The following is a 23,001-nucleotide window of genomic DNA, read 5'->3' on the forward strand; positions in this document are numbered from 1 at the left end:
CGTGTTACAGCGCAAGACCCGAACTGTTTCGAGTGGATTACGGCTCGCCGCGTGTGGTTAGACTCGGCCGCATGCAAGAGCCACGGCGCGCCCGATTGATCGACGTCGCACGGCGCGCAGGGGTCGGGAAGACCACCGCGTCCGATGCGCTGAGCGGCGGCGGTCGCGTCTCCCCGGCCACGCGCGAGGCGGTCCTGGCGGCGGCGGCCGAACTCGGTTACTCCGTGAACACCGCCGCCCGGCACCTGCGCGGCGGCAGCATCGGCACGATCGGGATCGTCCTCCCCGAGGTCGTCTCCCGGTCGTCGTACTACATGGCGTTCACGTTCGGCATCGTCACCAGCGCCGCCGCCCACGACATCGACGTGACCATCGTGAGCCCGTCCGTGTCGTCCGGACGATCGCGACCCATCCGCGCCGACGGGCTCATCATCGGAGACCCGCTGTCCGGCGATCCCGGTCTGCCCTCGCTCATGGGGTCGGGAATCCCCGTCGTCACGCAGGAGCACCTCCCCGAAGACGTCGCCGGCACGCCAGCCGGCGTGGTCTGGTCCTCTCACGAGGCCGGGATGCTGCGGCTGTTCGACGAGATCGACGTCACCGGTGCGCGGCATCCGGCGCTGCTCGTCGCCCCGGATGCGACCGACTGGTCGCGTCAGCTGGTGTCGGGCTATCGCGCCGGATGTGCGGCGCGCGGTCTCGAACCGGTCATCGCTCCGGTGTCGTTCGAGGCATCGTGGCCCGCGGTGCGCGCGGCCACGGAGCGCGTCCTGCAGACGCATCCCGAGACCGACGTGATCATCTGCGGCCCGGACTCGAGCGCGATCGAGGTGGCCGCCGTGCTGGGGCGGCAGGGGCGGACGATCGGGGAGGACATCACGGTCGTCTCCTGTGTCGACCACCCTTCGCTGCCCTTCCTGACGCCCTCGATCACCTCGATCGACCTTCGTCCGCGGGACTCGGGCGTCGCCTGTGCCGAGCTGCTCATCGATCTGCTCGAGGGGCGGGCCGAGCCCGGGGCGGACGTGGAGTTCCCGATCGCTGTCGTCGCGAGGGACTCCACCGCGCATCCGCTGCGGGTGCGCGCATGACCGCGCCGCTCGACGGCATCATCGTCGCGGATTTCTCCCGCGTGCTCGCCGGCCCCTTGGCGACGATGACCCTGGCCGATCTGGGCGCACGCGTGATCAAGGTCGAGCGCCCCGAGACCGGGGACGACACGCGGGCGTGGGGACCGCCGTATGCCGAATCCGGCATGACCACGTACTTCGAGTCGGCGAACCGCGGCAAGGAGTCGGTCACGCTCGACCTCACCGACCCGGCGGATCGCGCCAGGGCGCTCGAACTCATCGCCCGCAGCGACGTGGTGATCGAGAACTTCCGGCCGGGGCTGTTCGCCCGGCTCGGCTTCGACGGGGAGACCCTCTCCGCAGCCCACCCCCGCCTCATCTCCGTGTCGGTCAGCGGCTTCGGCCTGGGTGCGGGTGCGGACCTCCCCGGCTACGACTTCGTCGCGCAGGCGGTCGGCGGACTCATGCACATCACGGGCGAGCCGGACGGCGAGGCGATGAAAGCCGGGGTGGCGCTCGTCGACGTGCTCACCGGCAAGGACGCCGTGATCGGCATCCTCGCCGCGCTGCGCCGACGCGAGCTCACCGGACGAGGTTCGAGGGTCGAGGTGAACCTGCTCTCCAGCCTCCAGGCCGCACTCGTCAACCAGGTGTCCGCGCATCTCGGAGCCGGAACGGAGCCGGGAAGGCTCGGCAACAGGCACCCCTCGATCGCCCCGTACGAGTCACTGCGCTGCGCGGATGCGCCGATGGCGGTCGCGTGCGGAAACGACGCGCAGTTCGCGAAGATGGTCGCGGAGCTCGGCCGGCCCGAGCTCTCGGCCGATGAGCGCTTCCGCCGGAACTCCGACCGGGTCGCCCACCGTGAGGAGCTGGTGATCGAACTCGAGGAAGCACTGGTCGGCGACACCGCGGAGGTCTGGGCGGAGCGCCTGAACCGCGTCGGCGTCGCCGCCGGAGTGGTGAACAGCGTGGGGGAGGGCATCGCGCTGGCGGAACGCCTCGGTCTCGACCCCGTCCGCGACGCCGTGGGCGAGGACGGTCGGCGCTCGCGCCAGATCCGGTCGCCGCTCACGTGGATCCCGGAGATCCCGGTGGTCGCGGCCGCCCCACCGCGCCTCGGCGAGCATGACGAGCGAGTGCGCGCCTGGCTCGACAATCCCGCCTAGAGCGCGCGATCCCGCAGCGCGAGCCACAGCTCGGCCGCGACATCCGGGTCGTCCAGCGAGACGTCGAGGAGCCGCTCGACCGCGGCGATGCGCGGCCGCACGGTGTTGCGGTGCACGCCGAGTTCGCGCGCTGTTCGCTCGGCCTGCTGACGGTGCCGGAGATAGGCGATCACGGTGCGCTGCAACATCGGGTCCGCGTCGCCGAGCGCGGCAGCCCAGCGGGTCGCTCTCGGTTCGGACTCGATCACCAGGGCGGTTCCCGACGCGCGACGGTGCAGGGCGAGGGCCCTGGCGAATGAGGTGGGGACATCGTCGAGCACGACGGGAGCGCTGAGTACGCCGGTGCTCGCCCGGATTTCGGCGTCGGGGTCCCCATCATCGGCGGGGACGAGGGCGACGCGCACGCCGTCCTGCACCGCTCCGAAGCCGGTCGGAACGTCGCTGCCGACGAGCACGCGGAACTCGAGCGGCAGCGTGAGATCGGCCGCGGCGGCCAGTGCCCGCGCAGCCGCCACCTCGCCGCGGAGTGCGAGCATCGTGAACCACCCTCCAGCGTCCGGCGTCGCGGTCGCCCGCACGGTGAGGAGTCGCAGGAGAGCGGTGGCCGTGAGCGCGAGCTGGCGGTCGGCGTTCGCCAGCGGCCTGCCGGCTCCGAGAGCCAGTGCGCCACGGGTGCGCTCGCCGTCGGTGACGGCGTGGGCCATCACGATCGAACCCTGGGACACGAACGACGCGGCCTCGACGCCGGAGCGCAGGAGTGATCTCTCGACATCCGCGCGCACCGCCGGTAGCAGCCCTTCCAGAGAAGCGGGATGCAGCGTGCCGCCAGACGCTCCGGGATCGAAGGGCAGCCACGCCACCCATCCGCCGATGGCCTGCGCCATCTGGCGGACGATCCCGGCGATCGGATCGGCGGTCGTCGCGGCCTGGACCAGCCGCGTGTGCGCGTGGGCGGTGCGCAGCGCCTCGTCCTGGCCGCTGCGCCCGGTGATCGACCAGAACGCCCGGGAGACATCGAGGAACGGCGCACCGTCCGGCACGGCGAACACCGGGATCCCGACCGCGCGACAGCGCTCGACGAGGGCAGCGGGCGCATCGTCCCAGCCCTCGCCGAGCCCGATCCCGATCGCGCCGATCCCCTGCGCCTCGAGTCTGTCGACGTAGGCGTCCACCGGCCGGCCGTGCAGCGGGATGCCGGTGGTGAGCAGCAGCTCGCCGCCGTCTAGATAACGACCGGGGTCGTCGAGTTCCGACACGTGCACCCCGGTGATCGTCCGCGCGGCATCGAACGGAGCGAGAGGGCGCAGGGAACTGCCGGCCGTGCGCACGAGTTCGCCGAGGGAGACCATGCATCCAGTGTGCGTGATGCACAGTTCTCTCGCCAACACTGGGCGAAGTGTTCTCCCGGAGAGTGGGTGCACCTTCTAGCGTCGTCCCCATGACGACAGTTCCCCTCCTTCGCACCGAGATCCCTGGACCGCGGTCGCGCGAGCTCCACGCCCAGCGCGAAGCCGCGGTCGCCGCCGGCTTCGGCATCACCCTCCCGGTCTTCATCGCGCGAGCCGGCGCCTCGACGCTCGAGGACGTCGATGGGAACACCCTGATCGATCTCGCATCCGGCATCGCGGTGACCAGCGTGGGGGCGGCGAATCCGCAGGTGCGGGCCAGCGTCGCCGCGCAGCTCGAGCTCTTCACCCACACCTGCTTCATGGTGACCGAGTACGAGGGCTTCGTGCGCGTCGCCGAGTGGCTCAACGAGCACGTCCCCGGCGACTTCGACAAGCGCACCGCACTGTTCAGCACCGGTGCCGAGGCGGTGGAGAACGCCGTGAAGATCGCGCGAGCCCACACCGGCCGCCCCGCCGTGCTCGTCATCGACGAGGCGTACCACGGGCGCTCTCTGCTCACCATGGCGATGACGGCGAAAGAGCATCCGTACAAGACATCCTTCGGACCCTTCCCCGACGCCGTGGTGCGCGCACCCAACGCGAATCCCCTGCGCGGAGAGGGGGCCGAGCCCGCGCTCGCCGAGGTCGAACGCCTCATCCTCGAGCACGGTCCCGAGCACTTCGCGGCCCTGGTCGTCGAACCGATCCAGGGCGAGGGCGGCTTCGTCGTCCCCGCGCCGGGTTTCCTCCCGGGGCTCCGTCGCATCGCGGACGAGCACGGGATCGTCCTGGTCGTCGACGAGATCCAGTCCGGGCTCGGACGCACCGGCCGGCTGTTCGCGAGCGAGCACGAAGGCGTTGCCGGCGACATCACGCTGACCGCCAAGGCGCTGGGCGGCGGGCTGCCGTTGAGCGCGGTGACCGGGCGGGCGGAGATCATGGATGCCGCGCACCCCGGCGGCCTCGGCGGCACCTATGCGGGCAACCCGTTGGCCTGCGCGGCCGCCCTCGCGGTGTTCGACGTGCTCGACGAGCCGGGTCTGATGCCGCGGGTCGTCGGCATCGAGCAGACCATCCGCCGTCATCTCGAGCCACTGCGCGCCGAGATCGATGTCATCGCCGAGGTCCGCGGACGCGGGGCCATGATGGCCGTGGAGTTCGCAGACCCGAAGACGCTCGCGCCGAGACCGGACCTCGCGCAGCGGGTCGCGGCGGCGTGCCACGCGGCGGGCGTGCTAGCGCTCACCTGCGGCACGTACGGCAACGTCATCCGGCTGCTGCCACCCCTCGTGATCGAGGAGCACGTCCTGAACGCCGGTCTGGAGATCCTCGCCGCGTCCATCCGATCCATCGCCGCCGAGGAGGCCGCCGCATGAGCACCGTTCCCGATCTGCTCGACTTCGACGAGCTCCTGAGCGACGACGAGCGGGCGACGCGCGACCGCGTGCGGGCATTCGTCGACGCGAGAGTCCGTCCGCACATCGCCGACTGGTATGACCGGGCCGTCTTTCCGACGGAGCTCGTCCCGGCACTCGCCGAACTCGGCGTGCTGGGCATGCACCTGGACGGTTACGGCTGCGGTGGTCGGAGTGCCGTCGAATACGGACTGGCGGCCATGGAGCTCGAAGCGGGGGATTCGGGACTGCGCACCTTCGTCTCGGTGCAGGGCTCGCTCGCCATGAGCGCGATCCACAAACACGGCAGCGAGGCCCAGAAGCAGGAGTGGCTTCCGCAGATGGCGCGGGGAGAGGCCATCGGCTGCTTCGGCCTCACAGAACCGAACTCCGGCTCGGACCCGTCGAGCATGACGACGTTCGCGCGACGGGACGGTGACGGCTGGGTGATCAACGGCGCCAAGCGCTGGATCGGTCTCGCCTCCATCGCGCAGGTCGCGATCATCTGGGCGCAGACCGACGAGGGGGTGCGCGGATTCCTCGTCCCGACGGACTCGGCCGGATTCGTGGCGACACCCATCGCCCCCAAGCTCTCGATGCGGGCCTCGATCCAGTGCGACATCACGCTGACCGATGTGCGACTCCCCGCGGAAGCCCGACTTCCCGAGGCCAGGGGTCTGCGCGCGCCCTTCTCCTGTCTGAACGAGGCGCGCTACGGCATCGGCTGGGGCGTGATCGGCGCCGCCCGTGACAGTTACGCCACGGCGCTGTCCTACTCGCAGACGCGTATCCAGTTCAACCAGCCGATCGGGGCGTTCCAGCTCACCCAGCAGAAGCTCGTCGACATGGCCGTCGAGATCGAGAAGGCGCAACTGGTCGCGCTGCGGCTCGGCAGGCTCAAGGATGCCGGCAGGCTTCAGCCCCACCAGATCTCCGTCGCCAAGCTCGGCAACACGCGCGCGGCGATCGCGATCGCCCGAGAGGCGAGGACGATCCTCGGCGGCAACGGGATCTCGGGCGACTACTCGCCGCTGCGCCACGCGGCGAACCTCGAGTCGGTGCGCACTTACGAGGGCACCGACGAGGTCCACACACTGGTGCTCGGCGCCCACATCACCGGTTTCTCCGCCTTCCGCAGCACCGCCTCCGAGGGAGCATGATGAGCACCACGTTCGAAATCCGCCACTTCATCGACGGCGCCTGGGTGGAGGGTGCAGGCGACCCTCTCATCGACGTGAACCCGAGCCGACCCGACGACGTCGTCGGCGAGGGGCCGGGAGCATCCGATGCGGACGTCGACCTCGCCTATTCCGCCGCGCGCGCAGCTTTCGACGGGTGGCGCAGGACCCCCGCGCGCTCGCGTGCTGCGATCCTGCTGCGGGCGGCCGACATCATCGAGGCCCACCGCGACGAGTGGGGGCGTCAGCTGGCGCGCGAGGAGGGGAAGACGCTCGTCGAGGCGATCGCCGAGACCGGGCACGCCGCCAACATCCTCCGTTTCCATGCGCAGGAGGTCGAGCGTCAGAGCGGCGGCCTGTTCGAGTCGCCGAGTCCGGGGGAGCGCATCCTCGTGATCCGTCGCCCGGTCGGGGTGATCGGAGCGATCACGCCCTTCAACTTCCCGATCTCCATCCCGGCCTGGAAGCTCGCCCCCGCCCTCGTATGGGGGAACACCGTGGTCTGGAAGCCGGCGACCTTCGTCCCCGTGCTGGCGATGCGCTTCGCCGAGGCGCTCGAGCAGGCCGGGCTCCCGAACGGGGTGCTCAACCTCGTGAACGGCACCGCCGCCGTCGGGGAGGCGATCGTGTCGCACCCGGAGGTGGACGCAGTGACCTTCACCGGTTCCACGAAGGTCGGGCGCATCATCGCCGCGCAGCTCGCGGCACGCGGCATCCCGTTCCAGGGCGAGCTGGGCGGCAAGAACGCCGCACTCGTGCTGGCAGACGCCGACCTCGACGTGGCCGTCGAGCAGGTGGCGCTGGGGGCTTTCCGTGCGGCGGGGCAGAAGTGCACGGCGACCTCGCGGGTGATCGTGCACGAGGCCGTGGCCGACGAGTTCCTGCGGCGACTCGCGATCCGCACCGAGCGCATGGTCGTGGGCGATGCGCAGGACGAGCGCGTCGAGGTCGGGCCCGTGGTCGACGCCGGTGCCCGAGACCGCGTGGCCGCGGCCCTCGTCCGCGCCCGGTCCTCGGCGAAGGTGGTCGTCGCCCCGGAGCCGTACTCCGACGGCGATCTCGCCGAGGGCTACTTCATCCCGCCGTCCATCTTCGAGCTCGACGAGGAGGACCCGGGCGAGCTGTGGACTGAAGAGCTGTTCGGCCCGGTGGTCGGCGTCCGACGCGTCTCGTCCACCGCCGAGGGCATCGCGCTCGTGAACGACAGCGAGTACGGGCTCTCCACCGCCGTCTTCACGACAGGGCTGGCGGAGGCGCTCACCGCGATCGAAGACATCCGCGTAGGCGTGGTCCACGTGAACTCGGCCTCGGCCGGCGCCGACCTGCACGTTCCCTTCGGCGGGAGCGGGTCGAGCGCCCTCGGCCCCAAGGAGCAGGGCGCGGCGGCCAGGGAGTTCTTCACGGAGACCGCGACGGTCTACCTCCGCGGCTGAGCGGCGGGCAGCCTCCGCCCCCGACCCGCGCCGAAACCCCCGCTTCTCGCCGAGACCCCGACCTGCCGACGCGTGCAGGCCGGGGTCTCGGCGTTGTGTAGGGGTCTCGGGGCGGCTCGCCGGACTCCGCCACCGCCATGTCCGATTTCCGCCAGTCGACGTCGGAGGCCCGTGACAGCATGGAGGCATGAGCTTCCCCGTGATCGACTTCGACGAGCGCTACCGTGCCATCAGCGCGCGCGACAACCGCTTCGACGGGCAGTTCGTGACGGCAGTGCGCTCGACCGGGATCTACTGCCGTCCGAGCTGCCCTGCGCGCACGCCCAAGCCGCAGAACGTGACGTTCTATCCGACGAGCGCGGCCGCGCACGAAGCCGGATACCGTGCATGCAAGCGCTGCCTCCCCGAAGCCGCCCCCGGGTCGCCGGCGTGGGACATCCGCGGCGACGTCGCGGCCCGCGCCATGCGGCTCATCTCCGACGGCGTCGTCGAGCGCGAGGGTGTGCCGGGGCTCGCCGCGCGCCTGGGATATTCGAGCAGGCACCTCACGCGTCTGCTGACCACCGAACTCGGCGCCGGACCCCTCGCCCTCGCCAGGGCGCACCGCGCGCACACGGCGCGGATGCTGCTCGTCGGCACCGACATGCCCATCTCCGACGTCGCCTTCTCGGCAGGCTTCGCCAGCATCCGCCAGTGCAACGACACGATCCGCGAGGTCTTCGGCCTCACCCCCGGCGAGCTCAGGGCGCGTCGACGACTGCCGGCATCCGCGGTTCCCGGCGCCATCGACCTGGTCCTGCCGTACCGCGGTCCACTCGACGCGAGCGGCATCTTCACCTGGATGGCGGCACGTGCCGTCCCCGGCGTCGAAGAGACCACGGCGACGTCGTTCTCCCGGCACCTCCGGATGGCGGGCGGTCCTGCCTGGTTCCAGGTGAGTCAGGATGCGACACAGCGCCTGCACCTGCGCGCCCGTGTGGCGCGCCTGGGCGATCTGGCGCCGCTGGTGTCGACCGTGCGGCGCATCTTCGACCTCGACGCCGATCCGCTGGCGATCGACGAGGCGCTCTCCGCGCACCCCGAGCTGGTTCCGCTCGTCGCCCGCACGCCCGGCATGCGCGTTCCCGGCTCGGCAGACCCGCACGAGATGCTCATCCGCGCCATGGTCGGGCAGCAGATCACGGTGGTCGCCGCCCGCACGGCGCTCATCGCGCTCACCGAGGCGCTGGGGGAGCGCACCGAGCGGGGACTGCTCTTCCCCACGATGGCGGCGATCGCCGAACGCGGGGCCGACGTGCTGCGTGGCCCGGCCGCGCGCATCCGCGCGATCACCGGCGCGGCCGCGGCCCTCGCCGACGGCTCCCTGACCCTGACCGTGGGCGACGACGGCGTCGAGCAGCGCGAGGCCCTCCTCGCGATGCCGGGTATCGGACCGTGGACGGCCGACTACGTGCGCATGCGCGTGCTCGGCGACCCCGACATCCTGCTCCCCGGCGACGTCGCGCTGCGTGCGGGAGCTGCGGCCTCCGGGCTTCCGGGCGAGGCCCGAGCGCTTACCGCCTGGGCCGAGCGCACGGCCCCCTGGCGCAGCTATCTGAGTGCGCATCTCTGGCGCGCCGCCCCGGTGCGACCGGCCGGACCCCGACGGGCAGCATCCACCGCCCGCGCGGCCGCCACAACCCACACGACATCGAAGGAGACCTCATGACCGCTCTCATCCAGACCATCGAGACCCCGGACGGGGCCTTCACGATCCTCGCCGACGAGCGTCAGCGGGTGCTGTCATCGGGGTGGACCTCCGACGTGGAGGCGATCCTCGCGCGACTGTCGCCGGCGCTCCGCCCCGAAGAGCTCCGCGAGGGTCACACGGATGCCGCAGACGCCGCGCTGGCCTTCTATGCGGGCGACCTGTCCGCGATCGACGCGGTCGCGGTGAAGCAGTCGGGCACCGCCCTGCAGCTCGTGGGATGGTCGGCGCTGCGGGCGATCGAGCCCGGAGCACCGCTCACCTACACCGGCTTCGCGGAGCTGCTCGGCAACCCGAACGCCGTACGTGCGGCCGCCTCGATCTGCGCCAGGAACGCCCCGGCGCTGTTCGTGCCGTGCCACCGTGTGCTGCGCACCGACGGCACCCTCGGCGGTTTCGCCTGGGGGCTGGACGTGAAGGAGAGCCTGCTCGCGCGCGAGAGCATCGCCGCCTGAACGACGGTACTTCGCCGCGCTGCCGACATCCGGCGGCGCGGCGAACGCGTGTGCGGACGGGGGCGAAGTCCGATCACAGGGAAAGACGCCGAACAAATCGGGAATGCGTCTTGTGTTCAGCTGGTTCACAGCAATAGGCTGGTGGGCTGTCGCGCCAACCGGACGACACAGCCGAGCCCCTGAGGAGGACACCATGACCACGATCGCCACCGCGCGGATCGCAGCTCTCGGCTCGACCCCGGCGCGTCCGCTCTCCTAGAGCCACCCCGCCCCTTCTTCGTCGGATGCCGGACTCTGCGAGTCCGCTCTCGCATCCGTCCCCTTCCGCAACCGCATTCCATACGAAACTCGTCTGAGAGACATGTCTTCCTCGCCTTCCGCGCAGAACTCCTCGCCCTCGTCCACCCTTTCCACCCCGGCCGCGCTGTGGCGGCTGAAGCCCTTCGTCAAGCCCGTCATCTGGCGGCTCGCCGGAGGTGCGGCCAGCGCGCTCATCGCGGCGATCATCGCCCTGATGATCCCGATCGTCCTCGAGCAGATCATCAGCGGGCCGGTCCGCACCGGCGAGATCAACGCCATCGTCTGGGGCGCCCTCGCGGTCTTCGCGCTGGCCCTCGGCGAGGCGCTGATGGTCTGGCTGCGTCGCCAGTTCGTGCTCAACCCCTCGACCGAGGTCGAGTACAAGATGCGCACCGAGCTCTACTCGCGCCTGCAGACCCTTCCGGTCTCGTTCCACGACCGGTGGGGCTCCGGCCAGCTGCTCAGCCGCATGATGCAGGACATCGGCCTCATCCGCCGCTGGCTGGCCTTCGGTCTCGTGCTGCTCGTCGTCAACGTCCTGACGATCATCATCGGATCGGTGCTGCTGTTCCGCTGGCACTGGCTGCTCGGCACGATCTTCCTGGTCACCGCGATCCCGCTGTGGATCCGCGGCTACCTGTTCGAGAAGCGCTACGGCGCGCTCACCCGCCGCAGCCAGGACCAGGCCGGCGACCTCGCGACCAGCGTCGAGGAGAGCGTGCACGGCATCCGCGTGCTGAAGGCGTTCGGCCGTGGCAAGCACGCGCTCAGCCGATTCAGCCGTCAGGCCGAGACGCTGCGCGAGACCGAGATGAGCAAGGCCGGCGCGATCGCGTCGATCTGGTTCTGGCTCGACATGATGCCGCAGATCGCGTTCGGGCTCAGCCTGATGTCCGGCATCTGGCTGATCTCGCAGGGGCAGATCGATGAGGCGCAGCTGTTCGCGTTCTTCGCGATGGCCGTCGTGCTTCGCTGGCCCATCGAGTCGATCGGCTTCCTGTTCTCGTTCATGCTCGACGCCCGCACGGCGACCGACCGCGTGTTCGACATCTTCTCCGAGACCAACACGATCACAGACCCGGAGAACCCCGTGCACATCGAGAACCCGCGCGGAGAGCTGGCGTTCGTGAACGCCCATTTCCGGTATCAGGACGCAGGGTCGCACGAACGCGATCTGCTCGACGGCATCGACCTGGTCCTCCGCCCCGGCGAGACCATGGCGCTCGTCGGTCTCACCGGCAGCGGCAAGACCACGCTCACGACGCTGCCCACGCGCCTGTACGACGTGACGGGCGGCAAGGTCACGCTCGACGGCGTCGATGTGCGCGATCTTCCGCTGTCCGAGCTGCGCCGGCACATCGCGATGGCCTTCGAGGATGCGACGCTGTTCTCGGCGACCGTGCGCGAGAACGTGCTGCTCGGCCGCGCCGACCTCGACGTGCACAGCGAAGAGGGCGAGCGCGTGCTGCGTGAAGCGCTCGACGTCGCGCAGGCGTCGTTCGTGGACTCGCTGCCCGACGGCGTCGAGACCGTGATCGGCGAGGAGGGGCTCAGCCTCTCCGGTGGGCAGCGTCAGCGTCTCGCCCTCGCCCGCGCGGTGGCGGCGGCGCCGAAGGTGCTCGTGCTCGACGACCCGCTGTCGGCGCTCGATGTCGACACCGAGGCGCTCGTGGAAGAGGCACTGCGGCACGTCCTCGCAGAGACCACGGCTCTGATCGTGGCGCACCGTCCCTCGACCGTCGCGCTCGCCGACCGGGTCGCGCTGCTCGAGGCCGGTCGCGTCACCGCGGTGGGCACCCACTCCGAGCTGCTGAAGACGAGCCGGCACTACCGTCACGTGATCTCCAGCCTGGAGGCCGAGGCGGCGGCGCGGACCGGGGCGATCCCGATCATCCGCGACGAGCAGCTCGAGGTCGAGGATGAGGTCCGCCAGGGCCGCAGAGCCGAGGCCGCCGACGATGCTTCGACTGGCTCAGCAACCACGTTCGATGAAGAGAAGGAGGTGCAGCGATGAGCTCCGCCATCACCGGAACCCAGGACGAGGATCGTTCCGAGTACACCCGCGAGGAGAGCCGGGAGATCCGTCGTCGGTCGCTCCGGCTGCTCGGATCGCTGGTGCGCCCGCTGAAGCCGCAGATCGTGCTGGCCGCCGCCGTGCTGATCATCTCGACCGCGCTGCAGGTCGCAGGTCCCATCCTGATCAGCATCGGCCTCGACCGTGCCCTGCCGGCAGCCATCGACCAGGCCGACTGGATGCCGACATTCATGATCGGCGGCATCTACCTGGCCGCCGGCATCCTGGCCGCCGTGATGATCGCCTGGTACGTCATCATCGCCGCCAAGCTGACGCAGGCGGTGCTGCTGGACCTCCGCAAGCGGATCTTCCTGCACACCCAGCGCCTCAGCCTGGAGTTCCACGAGTCGTACACCTCCGGGCGCATCATCTCGCGCCAGACGAGTGACCTCGATTCGATCAAGGAGCTCCTCGACGGCGGCCTGAACGAGCTCGTCTCCGGCGTGCTCTTCGGACTCTTCACCTTCATCGCGCTGTGCTTCTGGGACTGGCAGTCCGGCCTGATCCTCGCGATCGGCGGCGTGCCGCTGTTCTTCCTGATGAAGTGGTTCTACTCGCGCTCGCAGCTGGTCTACCGCGAGTCGCGCGTGATCAGCGCGAAGGTGATCGTGCAGTTCGTCGAGACGATGACCGGTATCCGCGCCGTCAAGGCGTTCCGCAAGGAGCCGCGCAACGACAAGTCGTTCCAGGAGATCGCGGGGGAGTACCGCGATGTCAACCGTCGCTCGATGCTGCTGTTCGGCACGTTCGAGCCCGGTCTCATGGGCGTCGCAGCTCTCGTGCTGGGCATCGTCGTGCTGTGGGGCGGCATCCGCGTCTCGGAGGGGGCGCTCACCGTCGGTGTGCTGCTGTCGGCAGTCCTGTACGTCCGGAACTTCTTCGCTCCGATGCAGGAGATCGCGATGTTCCTGAACTCCTACCAGTCGGCCACGGCCGCGCTGGAGAAGGTGTCGGGCGTGCTCGAGGAGGTGCCGACGGTTCCGGATCCCGAGAAGCCGGTCGACCTGTGGGAGTCTCGTGGTCACATCCGGTTCGACGAGGTGACCTTTGGCTACAACGGCGAGAAGACGATCCTCCCGAACTTCTCGCTCGACATCCCCGCCGGGGAGACGATCGCTCTGGTGGGCACGACCGGCGCGGGCAAGTCCACGCTGGCCAAGCTCATCTCGCGGTTCTACGACCCCTCCGAGGGACGGGTCACGCTCGATGACATCGACCTCCGCTCGCTGCACCCGAAGGACCTCCGCCGCGCGATCGTCATGGTCACGCAGGAGGCCTACCTGTTCAGCGGAACGGTGGCCGACAACATCGCACTCGGCAAGCCGGATGCGTCGCACGACGAGATCAGGGCGGCCGCACGTGCGGTGGGAGCGGACGAGTTCATCTCCTCGCTGCCCGACGGCTACGGCACCGATGTGAACAAGCGCGGTGGGCGAGTCTCGGCCGGCCAGCGTCAGCTCATCTCGTTCGCCAGGGCGTTCCTCGCCGACCCCGCGGTGCTGATCCTCGACGAGGCCACCGCCTCGCTGGACATCCCGTCGGAGCGGTTGATCCAGGATGCGCTGCAGACCCTGCTCAAGGACCGCACCGCGATCATCATCGCGCACCGCCTGTCGACGGTCGCGATCGCCGACCGGGTGCTGGTGATGGAGCACGGACGGATCATCGAGGACGACACTCCGGCCGCGCTCATCGGCGGTACCGGCAAGTTCGCCCAGCTGCATGCGGCCTGGCAGGAGACACTGGTCTGATGACACCGATCACCTCACCTCTGCGGGCACGGGAACACCCCGTGCCCGCAAGGGTGGGGATCGGCCCCGCGCGCGCGGCAGAGGGGATCCGGCGGTCGCCACGGCTGGGTAGCATCGGATCATGGATCCTTTGCTGCTCGCCGCCGAGTGGTGGTGGATCGCGCCGACCGCAGTCGCTGCGGGAACGGCCGGTGCGATCGGTCTGCGTCGCCGGAGCAGCACGATGAGCGGGCGCCGGCTCGAGGTCGATGCAGCGCGTCAGGACCTCAGGACCGCGCAGCGGATCGCGTCCGAGCGACGCATCGCGCTGAAGATCGCCCGTGCAGACCTCGCCCGTGTCACGGCGGAACGTGCGGCGCAGCGCGCGACGGCCGAGCAGGTCGCCGGAGCGCGACGGATGCTCAAGGAGCGGGAGCGCGACGCCAAGGCGGCCTCGGCCGACGTGCGTGCCCGGCAGGTGCGCCTGAACGCCGCGCGCGCGGCGGTGCCGACGGCCTCCGAGCCCGGCCCCGTGGAACGGCTGCATGCCGCGCACGATGCCGTGACGGTCCGGTGGATGCGGTACGAGACCGACCCCGCTCTGCAGATCGCCTATCCCGCGATGACCGACGTCAAGCTCCCCGCCACGGCGGCGTACCTGCGGGCATCCGGGCACGCGGCCGAGATGCGGCGCGCGGTCTCGGGCAAGACCACCCCTGGCGACTTCGCGGCCTATCGCGACGCCGTCTCCGAGCTCGAGCGCGCCTTCGAGGCGGCGGAGCATGCGGCGAGGGTCCAGGCCGGTGAGGCCCCGCCGAACGCGGCCTGGCAGGATGCGGCGCAGGACATGCTGAGCCGCTCGGCCGAGGCGATCGACCGTGCTGCCGGTGCGGCGGCATCCGCTATCGCCGCCTGGACCAACCGTAAGAAGCCCGGCAAGCCGGACGACCGTCCCTGACGGCCGCCCGGCGACGCCCGGTGCGAGGTCAGCCCTCCACGGCGCGGGTGCGGATGAGTTCCCGGTACCAGCGGCCGGAATCCTTCACGGTGCGGGCGAGGTCGTCGAAGTCGACCCGCACGATCCCGAATCGCTTGGCGTAGCCGTATCCCCACTCGAAGTTGTCGAGCAGCGACCACACGAAGTACCCCCGCAGGTCCACACCGCGTTCGATCGCCCGGTGCGCCGCGGTGAAGTGGCGGCGCAGGTAGTCGGTGCGCTCGACGTCGTGCACCGCACCGTCTGCGGCGACCTCGTCTTCGAATGCGGCGCCGTTCTCGGTGACCATGAGCGCCTGCTCGGGGAACTGCTCGGAGAGTGACACCAGCAGCTCCTCGAGGCCCTCCGGAGCGATGTTCCAGCCCATCGCGGTGTAGGGGCCGGGCTGCTCCACGAACTCGACCAGCTGGTCGCTGCCGGGCCAGGCCGTTCCGCCGGCGGCACCCTTGTGTCCGTCGTTCTGCTGCTTCTGCGAGACGCCGTCCCAGAGGCGCACGGTCGCGGTCGAGTAGTAGTTCACGCCGAGCACGTCGATCGGCTGGGCGATCGTGGCGAGGTCACCGTCCTGCACGAAGCCCCAGTCGGTGACCGATGCGGTGTCCTCGAGCAGATCGGTCGGGTACTCGCCGCGCAGCATCGGGCCGGTGAACGCGCGGTTGGCGAGAGCGTCGATGCGGCGCATCGCCTCCGCGGCGCCGTCTCCCTGTCCGCGCAGCACGTGGAAGTTCAGGGTGACGGAGTAGTCGGGGTCGCCGGTGGAGGTCGCGCGAAGCGCCTGCACGGCGCGCCCGTGGGCGAGGTTGAGGTGGTGGACGGCCGACAGCGCCGATGCCGGTTCGTGGCGTCCCGGTGCGTGGCCGCCCTGGCCGTAGCCGAGATAGGCGGAGCACCACGGCTCGTTGAGGGTCGTCCAGGTGTGCACGCGGTCGCCCAGTGCCGTGCCCATGATCTCGGCGTAGCGCTCGAAGGCGTCGGTGGTCGCTCGCGATGTCCAGCCGCCGGCATCCTCGAGATACTGCGGGAGGTCCCAGTGGTAGAGCGTCGCCACCGGACGGATTCCGCGCTCGAGCAGCCCGTCGACCAGGCGGGAGTAGAAATCGATCCCGGCCTGGTTCACCTCGCCGGACGCCGCGGGGACGATACGCGGCCAGGCGATCGAGAACCGGTAGGCCTCGAGCCCCAGGTCGGACATCAGATCGAGGTCCTCGTCCACGCGATGGTAGTGATCGCATGCGACGTCGCCGGTGTCGCCGTTCCAGACCCGACCCGGTGTCTTGCTGAAGGTGTCCCAGATCGACGGGGTCCGGCCGTCCTCCGCTGCCGCTCCCTCGATCTGGTACGAGGCCGTGGCGGATCCGAACGTGAACCCATCGGGGAACACCAGGCCGGAGCCGCGGTAGTCATCGCGGGGCGTGAGCAGACTGGTCATGCGGTGATCTCCTCGAGGTCGACGGTGTAGTCCTCGGCGCGGCCATCGGGGTCCGTCACCGTGACGGTGGTGCTGCCGGCGCCGCCGGGGAAGACCCGGAGCCGCAGTCCGTCATGGTAGTCGTAATCCGGGCGGTCGACCCGTGCACCCCAGGGGAGCGCCGTGCCCGGCCGCACGTACAGCGGCAGCGAGTCGAACCCGTGCTTCTCCCGTCGCCAGCCGCCGCCGGTCACGGTCTCGCCCGTGAGCAGCGAGGTCCACTCCCCGGCGGGGAGGTAGAAGTCGACCTCTCCGTCTTCGGTGAACACCGGGGCGACGAGCAGATCGGACCCCAGCATGTACTGCCGGTCGAGGTATGCGGTGGCCGGATCCTCGGGGAACTCCAGCATCATCGGACGCATCAGCGGCACGCCCGTCGCCGCGGCGTCCAGCCCCTGCTGGTACAGGTACGGCATGAGGCGCATCTTGAGGTGCGTGAACTGGCGCGTCACCTCGACGGCCTCCTCGTCGAACGCCCACGGCACCCGGTACGAGCTCGACCCGTGGAAGCGTGAGTGCGAACCCAGGAGCCCGAAGGCGGTCCAGCGCTTGAAGACACCGGCGTCCGGCATGCCCTCGAACCCGCCGATGTCGTGGCTCCAGAACGCGAAGCCCGACAGTGCGAGCGACAGGCCACCGCGCAGCGTCTCGGCCATCGACGTGTAGGTCGAGGTGGAGTCGCCGCCCCAGTGCACGGGCATGCTCTGCCCGCCCGCGGTCGCCGAGCGCGCGAACAGCACCGCGTCGCCCTCCCCGCGCGTCTCGGTGAGCACGTCGAACACCGCGCGGTTGTAGAGCTCGGTGTAGAGGTTGTGCATGCGCTCGGGGTCTGCGCCGTCGGACCAGACGACATCCGTGGGGATGCGCTCGCCGAAGTCGGTCTTGAAGCAGTCCACGCCCTGGGCGACGAGGCCCCGCAGCTTCGACTGGTACCAGGCTGTGGCGTCGGGATTCGTGAAGTCGACGAGGCCCATGCCGGCCTGCCAGAGGTCCCACTGCCACACCGAGCCGTCGGCGCGCTTCACCAGGAAGCCCTGATCGGCGGCTTCGCGGAACAGCGGGGAGCGCTGGGCGATGTAGGGGTTGATCCACACGCAGACCCGCAGATCCTTGTCGTGCAGGCGCCCGAGCATCCCCTCGGGGTCGGGGAACACCCGCGGATCCCACTCGAAGTCGCACCACTGGAACTCGCGCATCCAGAAGCAGTCGAAGTGGAAGACGGAGACCGGCAGCTCGCGTGCGGACATCTCGTCGATGAACGAGTTCACGGTCTGCTCGTCGTAGTCGGTCGTGAAGCTCGTCGACAGCCACAGCCCGTACGACCAGGCGGGGACCACGGGCGGGCGGCCGGTGAGGGCCGTGTAGCGACCGAGCACGTCCTTCGGCGTCGGGCCCGCGATCACGAAGTACTCGAGCACCTCGCCGGAGACCGAGAACTGCACGCGCTCGACGGATTCCGAGCCGATCTCGTACGAGACGTGGCCCGGGTCGTTCACGAGCACGCCGTAGCCGCGATCGGAGAGATGGAACGGGACGTTCTTGTAGGCCTGCTCGCTGGAGGTGCCGCCGTCGGCGTTCCAGATCTCCACGGTCTGACCGTTCTTCACCAGCGGTCCGAAGCGCTCGCCGAGCCCGTACACGTGCTCCCCGACGCCCAGGTCGAGCTGCTCGTGCACGTAGGCGGATGCTCGGGGCGCCGCGCCGCCCTGGCGCCCGTTGCCGACGATCCCGCGATCGACCTGCGCGTCGTCCGCCAGCCGCACGTAGCCCTGCGCCTTGTGTCCGCTGCCGGTCACTCGGCGGCCGTCGACCTCGAACGACAGGTCCCACGGATCGCCGGGGGCGATGCGGGCGACCAGCGACCCGGCGTCCAGCACGCCCCCCTGGTCGCCGATGGTGATCGAGGCCGTGCCGGCGCCCGCGCCCGGCAGCGTGAATCCGCCGTGCCATCGACCGCCGGCGTGATGCGCGATGCGCACTCGGATGATGCCCTCGGCGGGGGAGGAGAGGGTGGTGGTGAGCACGGGCCGGTTCAGGGTGTCGCCGCGCTTCGCGATGACCATCGTGGGTGCCGTGATGACGATGCCGGTCCCGTCCGGCGTCTCGTCGGTCTCGGTGATGTCGTACGCCTCCTGCGCGTAGAGCGCCGAGACTCCGGGACGCAGTTGCCAGAACCCGTCGGTGAACTTCATTGCTTGACTGCTCCTGCGGTGATGCCCCTGGTGAGGGTGCGTTGGAAGATGAGGAAGAAGATGAGCGTCGGGATGATGCCGAGCAGCGCCGAGGCGCTCGTGGTGGTCACGTCCATCAGCCGGTCGCCCTGGAGCACGCTGATGGCCACCGGAACCGTCTGATTCGCGTTGGAGGCGAGGAACGTCAGCGGGATGAGGAACTCGTTCCAGGTCCAGATGAAGAAGAAGATCAACAGGACCGAGAGTGTCGGACGACTGATCGGGAAGATCACGCGCCACAGGATCTGCCAGCGGCTGGCACCGTCGAGCGACGCGGCCTCGAGGACCTCCTTGGGGAAGGTGCCGTAGACGGACGAGAGCAGGTAGGTGCCGAAGGCCGCCTGGATGACGGTGAACACGATGATCACCGACCACACGTTGTCGTACAGTCCGACGGATTTGAACATGTAGTACAGCGGGTAGAGCAGCGCCTCCTGCGGCAGGAGGTTCGCCATCAGGAACAGCAGCACGATCCAGGAGCGACCGCGCACGCGTCCGATGCCGATCGCGAAGGCGTTGAGCATCGAGATGACGACCGCGAGCACCGACACGATCCCGGCGATGAAGATCGAGTTCCACACCTTCTCCGGGAAGTTCACCCGTTCCCAGAACTTGATGATGCCGCCGAAGTCGAGCGACTCGGGGAGGGCGAGGGGGCCGGAGGTGGCGTAGTCGACGGGAGACTTGAAGGAGTTCACGAGCACCAGGTAGAACGGCGCGATGACGAGCAGCGCGCCGACGATGACGAGCACGAGCAGCAGCCAGTCGATCGGGCGCTTCTTGGTCATGCCGCCGCGCGGACGCGTCTTGGCGGGTTTTCCGGTGACGATGGCGGTGGTGGCGTGCATCACAGACCCGCCCTTTCCTTGCGCTCGAGGGAGTTCTGGACGCGGATGAAGATGATCGACACGATCACGACGACGATGGTGAGGACGGTGGCGATCGTGGCGCCGTAGCCGACGTTCCGCTTCGTGAAGAACTCCTGGTAGGCGTAGTAAGCAGGCACCAGGGTGGCGCCGGCCGGGCCTCCGCGGGTGATGATGTAGACCGGACCGAACACCTTGAGCGCGGCGATCGTGCAGGTCAGGGTGACGACGAAGATCTCCGGGCGGATGATGCTCATCGTGATCGCCGAGAACCGCTGGAACCAGTTCGCGCCGTCGAGCTCCGCGGCCTCGTACAGCTCCGGGTCGACGCGCTGGAGTGCGGCCATGAAGACCACGACGGGGTAGCCGAGCTGCACCCACACCATCACGACCATGAGCACGATGAGCGCTGACGGCATCTGGCCGAGCCAGTCGTAGGCGGGCAGGCCGAACCAGCCGAGCATCTGGTTGAGGGCACCATCGCTGCCCGGGCGCACGATCCAGCCGATCACGATGCCGGCGACGGCGATGGGGAGGATCTGCGGAAGGTAGTAGGTGGCCCGGAGGAAGCTGCCGACCTTGCCGCCGAACTTGCGTCCGACCACGTCGAACAGCAGTGCGGCGACGACGAGCCCCACGATCGTCGGCACCACGACCATCGCGATGATCATCCACACCGAGTTCGTGAACGAGGTCCAGAAGTCGCTGTCGGTGAGGATCTTCTGCCAGTTCTCGAGCCCGATGAACTCCGGTGCGCGCACCCCCTTCCACTTCGTGAAGGTGAGGTACACGTTCCAGATCAGCGGAACGATCACGACGATGAGCAGGAGCACGAACCCGGGGAGCAGGTAGAACCAGTAGGCACCGGTCCCACCGCTGCGCTGCGGGATCGACGGCTGTTCGGGCGGCAGCTTGGTGCGGCCCTCGCGGCGGGTGGCGAGTGACATCTTCATCTCCAGGAGGTGCGGGGGCGGCATCCGTGGACGTCGCCCCCGCAGGTCGATCAACGGAATTCGGCGGTGCCCTCGTCGTACTGCTCGCCGAGGTTCTTGTTCGTGGTCTTCACGTCCTGCACGCCGGTGACGAGGCCCTGCAGCTCCTGCACGATCACGTCGTAGAAGCCCGGTGCGGGCCAGTCCGGGTAGAAGGAGAGGCCGTCGGCGTCGAGGACCCCGTTGAAGGTCTCGATGAGGGCCGCGCTCTTCTCGTCGGTGATGTCGGCGGTGTCGGCCGCGACGGGCAGGCCGCCGTTGTTGCCGATGATCGCCTGGATCTCGGGGCGCATCGTGATATCGATGAACTCGTAGGCGAGGTCCTTGTTGGCCGCGTTCTCGGGAACGACCCAGAGGTTGCCCGAGGAGCCGAGCGAGAGGTCGGCTCCGGGGAATGCCGCCATCGACCAGTCGAAGCCGGTGGCCTCGGCGACGAAGCGGCCGAACCACCACGAGCCGGAGACGAAGATCGGCGACGAGCCGTTGATGAACGAGACGCCTGCGTCCTCCGCCTTGACCGATGACACGTCGGAGGCGATGTAGCCCTTGTCGACGTACTCCTTCAGGGTCTCGGTGGCAGCCGTGACCTCCGGGCCCTGCCAGTCGACGGGGGTCTCGTAGAGCTGGTAGTCGTCGACGAAGCCGCGATCGGCCTCGAGCAGGGCGAGCTGGTACCAGAGCTGCCCCAGCGGGTATTCGGCGCCGGCTTCCGCGAGGGGCGTGACGCCCTGGGCGACGAAGGCGTCGAGCACGTCGACGAACTCCTCGTACGTCGTGGGGATCTCGAGTCCCGCTGCGGCGAAGGCATCCTCGTTGTAGTAGACGCCCACGAACTCGCCGTAGTTCGGAATTCCGAACCACGTGTCACCGCCCATCACGCCGTCTTCCGAGTACTTGGCGGTGGTCTGCAGCGACGGTGCCAGCTTCTCGTCCCACCCGTACTCCTCGACCGCGTCCGAGATGTCGGCGATCAGGCCGGTGGAGGCGAGGAAGCCCGCGGTCGCGTTGCCCTTGTTGAACTCCATCAGGTCGGGCGCGGCATCCGTGTCGAGCACCTGGCTGGCGGTCTTCTGGATCTGCTCGAAGGACTTCTCCTCGAACTCGACCTTCGCTCCGGTCTCCTCCTCGAAGATCTTGATGGATTCGGCCCAGGCCTTGCCCATCGCACTGTCGGCGCCTTCGTAGTGCCAGAGCTTGAGGGTCTGGCCGTCGCCGCCGTCGTCACCGGAACCGGCTGTACAGCCGCTCAGCGCGATGCCGGTCGTCGTGAGCGCGGCCACCAGGGCCAACGCCTTCGTCCTGCGGGTGGTGCGTGCCATCGTCGGCACTCCTTTCTCAATGGCCCCAAGGGCCGGACACTTCACTGGGTCGGATTGTTCAGTTGTGAGTGAGACATCGTCGAAGCGTTTCGACAGCGACCATGCCTTGCGGGAGCGTGGGGAGACGGTCAGTCTCGGGCGGGGGAGACGGAGCCGACCGAGCGGTACTCGGGCGGGATGAGATGGATCTCGGCGGGTGCGAGCGGGTCGTCCAGATGGCGGACCGCCAGGTCGACCGCGAGTTCGCACGATCGCTGCGGAACGAGAGGGATCGTGTCGACGGGAACGGGCAGCGCCGATGTGTCGAAGGATGCGGCAGCGGAGACCACCGAGACGTCGTCGCCGACGCGGAGGCCTTGTTCGGCCAGCACGGACAGCAGCACCTGATGCACGTCGTCGACGGCGTGCACGATGAACGCGCGATCGCCGCGAGCGAGCGCCGCCTCCACGGATGCGCGCACGGCGGCCGCATCCGTGACCGATGCGCCCGACTCCGACCAGTCGAGAGCCACCCCGCGGGCGGTTGCCTGCTCCTGCACGCCGCGGAGCAGCCGGCGGGGGAAGTTCGACTTGCGGTATGAGACTTCGGTCTGACCGAGCAGGGTGATGCGTCGATGACCCGCGTCGGCGAGACGGTCCACGGCCAGCTGACCGGCCGCCTCGAAGTCGAGGTCGACGCAGGTCAGGCCGGCGCTGTCGTCGGGCAGGCCGATGAAGATGGTGGGCGTGCCGATGGAGCGGGCGATGGGGACGCGTTCGTCGTCGGGAGCGACGTCGAGCACGAGGATCGCGTCGACGAGGTTGCTCGCCGCCACGCGGTTCATGCCCTCTGAGGCCTGCTCGTCGGTGAGGAGGAGGATGTCGAAGCCTTGTCGTCGCGCGGCGACCGCGGTCGCGAGCACGAAGGCCATGTGGGTCGGTGCATGCGTGTCCGCGCGCAGCGGCTCGGTCAGAGCGAAGATGTGCGTGCGGCGACCGGCCAGCATGCGCGCACCGGCATCGGGCTCATACCCGAGCGCGTGCACGGCGTCCTCGATGCGCAGGCGGGTCTTCTCCGAGACCGGACGCTTGCCGCTGAGCGCGTAGGAGACCGTGCTGATCGACACGCCGGCGGCGCGTGCCACCTCATGGATCGTCGTCATCGGGACTCCATCGTCAACGTGTGGGAAGTAATCGTCGAAGCGTTTCGC

17 protein-coding genes are annotated in these 23,001 nt (G+C 69.4%); 10 read left to right on the forward strand and 7 right to left on the reverse strand.

Annotation, left to right across the window (positions count from 1 at the left end; translation table 11 throughout):
- Positions 1-71 precede the first annotated feature (71 nt).
- Positions 72-1,091 (forward strand): LacI family DNA-binding transcriptional regulator, encoded by a 1,020-nt coding sequence (locus AC6CHX_RS12990; protein WP_136042713.1) that lies wholly within the window; start codon positions 72-74, stop codon positions 1,089-1,091.
- Positions 1,088-2,239: a CaiB/BaiF CoA transferase family protein gene (locus AC6CHX_RS12995; RefSeq protein ID WP_498273143.1), complete on the forward strand. Its 1,152-nt coding sequence runs from the start codon at positions 1,088-1,090 to the stop codon at positions 2,237-2,239. Before AC6CHX_RS12990 ends, AC6CHX_RS12995 begins: the two co-directional genes overlap by 4 nt.
- On the opposite strand, the gene AC6CHX_RS13000 is transcribed toward AC6CHX_RS12995, so the two are convergent.
- Complete coding sequence (locus AC6CHX_RS13000; RefSeq protein ID WP_498273144.1) at positions 2,236-3,588, reverse strand: PucR family transcriptional regulator; 1,353 nt, start codon at positions 3,586-3,588, stop codon at positions 2,236-2,238. The two genes, AC6CHX_RS12995 and AC6CHX_RS13000, sit on opposite strands and share 4 nt — an antisense overlap.
- Before the next feature lie 89 nt (positions 3,589-3,677).
- Between AC6CHX_RS13000 and gabT the strand changes: the two genes are divergently transcribed.
- The 8 genes from gabT to AC6CHX_RS13040 all read left to right on the forward strand — a co-directional run bounded on the left by gabT (position 3,678) and on the right by AC6CHX_RS13040 (position 14,896).
- On the forward strand, positions 3,678-5,003 hold the full coding sequence (gene gabT, locus AC6CHX_RS13005; RefSeq protein ID WP_498273145.1) for a 4-aminobutyrate--2-oxoglutarate transaminase: 1,326 nt from the start codon (positions 3,678-3,680) through the stop codon (positions 5,001-5,003).
- Positions 5,000-6,181 carry an acyl-CoA dehydrogenase family protein gene (locus AC6CHX_RS13010; RefSeq protein ID WP_498273146.1) on the forward strand — a complete coding sequence of 394 codons (1,182 nt, stop codon included), beginning with the start codon at positions 5,000-5,002 and terminating at the stop codon, positions 6,179-6,181. The genes gabT and AC6CHX_RS13010 overlap by 4 nt, the downstream gene beginning before the upstream one ends.
- Positions 6,181-7,632 carry an aldehyde dehydrogenase family protein gene (locus AC6CHX_RS13015; RefSeq protein ID WP_498273147.1) on the forward strand — a complete coding sequence of 484 codons (1,452 nt, stop codon included), beginning with the start codon at positions 6,181-6,183 and terminating at the stop codon, positions 7,630-7,632. Before AC6CHX_RS13010 ends, AC6CHX_RS13015 begins: the two co-directional genes overlap by 1 nt.
- A gap of 187 nt (positions 7,633-7,819) precedes the next feature.
- Complete coding sequence (locus AC6CHX_RS13020) at positions 7,820-9,340, forward strand: AlkA N-terminal domain-containing protein (RefSeq protein WP_498273148.1); 1,521 nt, start codon at positions 7,820-7,822, stop codon at positions 9,338-9,340.
- Positions 9,337-9,834, forward strand: coding sequence for a methylated-DNA--[protein]-cysteine S-methyltransferase (locus AC6CHX_RS13025; protein WP_498273149.1), 498 nt, complete (start codon positions 9,337-9,339; stop codon positions 9,832-9,834). Before AC6CHX_RS13020 ends, AC6CHX_RS13025 begins: the two co-directional genes overlap by 4 nt.
- Before the next feature lie 361 nt (positions 9,835-10,195).
- Positions 10,196-12,148 (forward strand): ABC transporter ATP-binding protein, encoded by a 1,953-nt coding sequence (locus AC6CHX_RS13030; protein WP_498273150.1) that lies wholly within the window; start codon positions 10,196-10,198, stop codon positions 12,146-12,148.
- Positions 12,145-13,959 (forward strand): ABC transporter ATP-binding protein, encoded by a 1,815-nt coding sequence (locus AC6CHX_RS13035; protein ID WP_498273151.1) that lies wholly within the window; start codon positions 12,145-12,147, stop codon positions 13,957-13,959. Before AC6CHX_RS13030 ends, AC6CHX_RS13035 begins: the two co-directional genes overlap by 4 nt.
- A 121-nt stretch (positions 13,960-14,080) precedes the next feature.
- The gene (locus AC6CHX_RS13040; RefSeq protein ID WP_498273152.1) at positions 14,081-14,896 is read left to right on the forward strand and encodes a hypothetical protein; all 816 of its coding nucleotides are present in this window, start codon (positions 14,081-14,083) and stop codon (positions 14,894-14,896) included.
- 28 nt (positions 14,897-14,924) lie between these two features.
- Here AC6CHX_RS13040 and AC6CHX_RS13045 read toward each other — a convergent pair whose 3' ends face one another.
- From AC6CHX_RS13045 to AC6CHX_RS13070, 6 genes are all read right to left on the reverse strand, one after another.
- Positions 14,925-16,364: a GH1 family beta-glucosidase gene (locus tag AC6CHX_RS13045; RefSeq protein WP_498273153.1), complete on the reverse strand. Its 1,440-nt coding sequence runs from the start codon at positions 16,362-16,364 to the stop codon at positions 14,925-14,927.
- A complete protein-coding gene (gene yicI / locus AC6CHX_RS13050; protein ID WP_498273154.1) occupies positions 16,361-18,595 on the reverse strand; it encodes an alpha-xylosidase in 2,235 nt (744 codons plus the stop codon). Before yicI ends, AC6CHX_RS13045 begins: the two co-directional genes overlap by 4 nt.
- Positions 18,592-19,482 (reverse strand): carbohydrate ABC transporter permease, encoded by an 891-nt coding sequence (locus tag AC6CHX_RS13055; RefSeq protein ID WP_498273155.1) that lies wholly within the window; start codon positions 19,480-19,482, stop codon positions 18,592-18,594. The genes yicI and AC6CHX_RS13055 overlap by 4 nt, the downstream gene beginning before the upstream one ends.
- Entirely contained in the window at positions 19,482-20,447 is a 966-nt protein-coding gene (locus tag AC6CHX_RS13060) for a carbohydrate ABC transporter permease (protein WP_136042700.1), read from the reverse strand. Before AC6CHX_RS13060 ends, AC6CHX_RS13055 begins: the two co-directional genes overlap by 1 nt.
- A 56-nt stretch (positions 20,448-20,503) precedes the next feature.
- Positions 20,504-21,811 carry an ABC transporter substrate-binding protein gene (locus AC6CHX_RS13065; protein WP_498273156.1) on the reverse strand — a complete coding sequence of 436 codons (1,308 nt, stop codon included), beginning with the start codon at positions 21,809-21,811 and terminating at the stop codon, positions 20,504-20,506.
- Positions 21,812-21,939: 128 nt separating this feature from the next.
- Complete coding sequence (locus tag AC6CHX_RS13070; RefSeq protein WP_498273157.1) at positions 21,940-22,953, reverse strand: LacI family DNA-binding transcriptional regulator; 1,014 nt, start codon at positions 22,951-22,953, stop codon at positions 21,940-21,942.
- Positions 22,954-23,001: the final 48 nt, after the last annotated feature.

This window comes from Microbacterium sp. GQ128 (genome assembly GCF_059758615.1).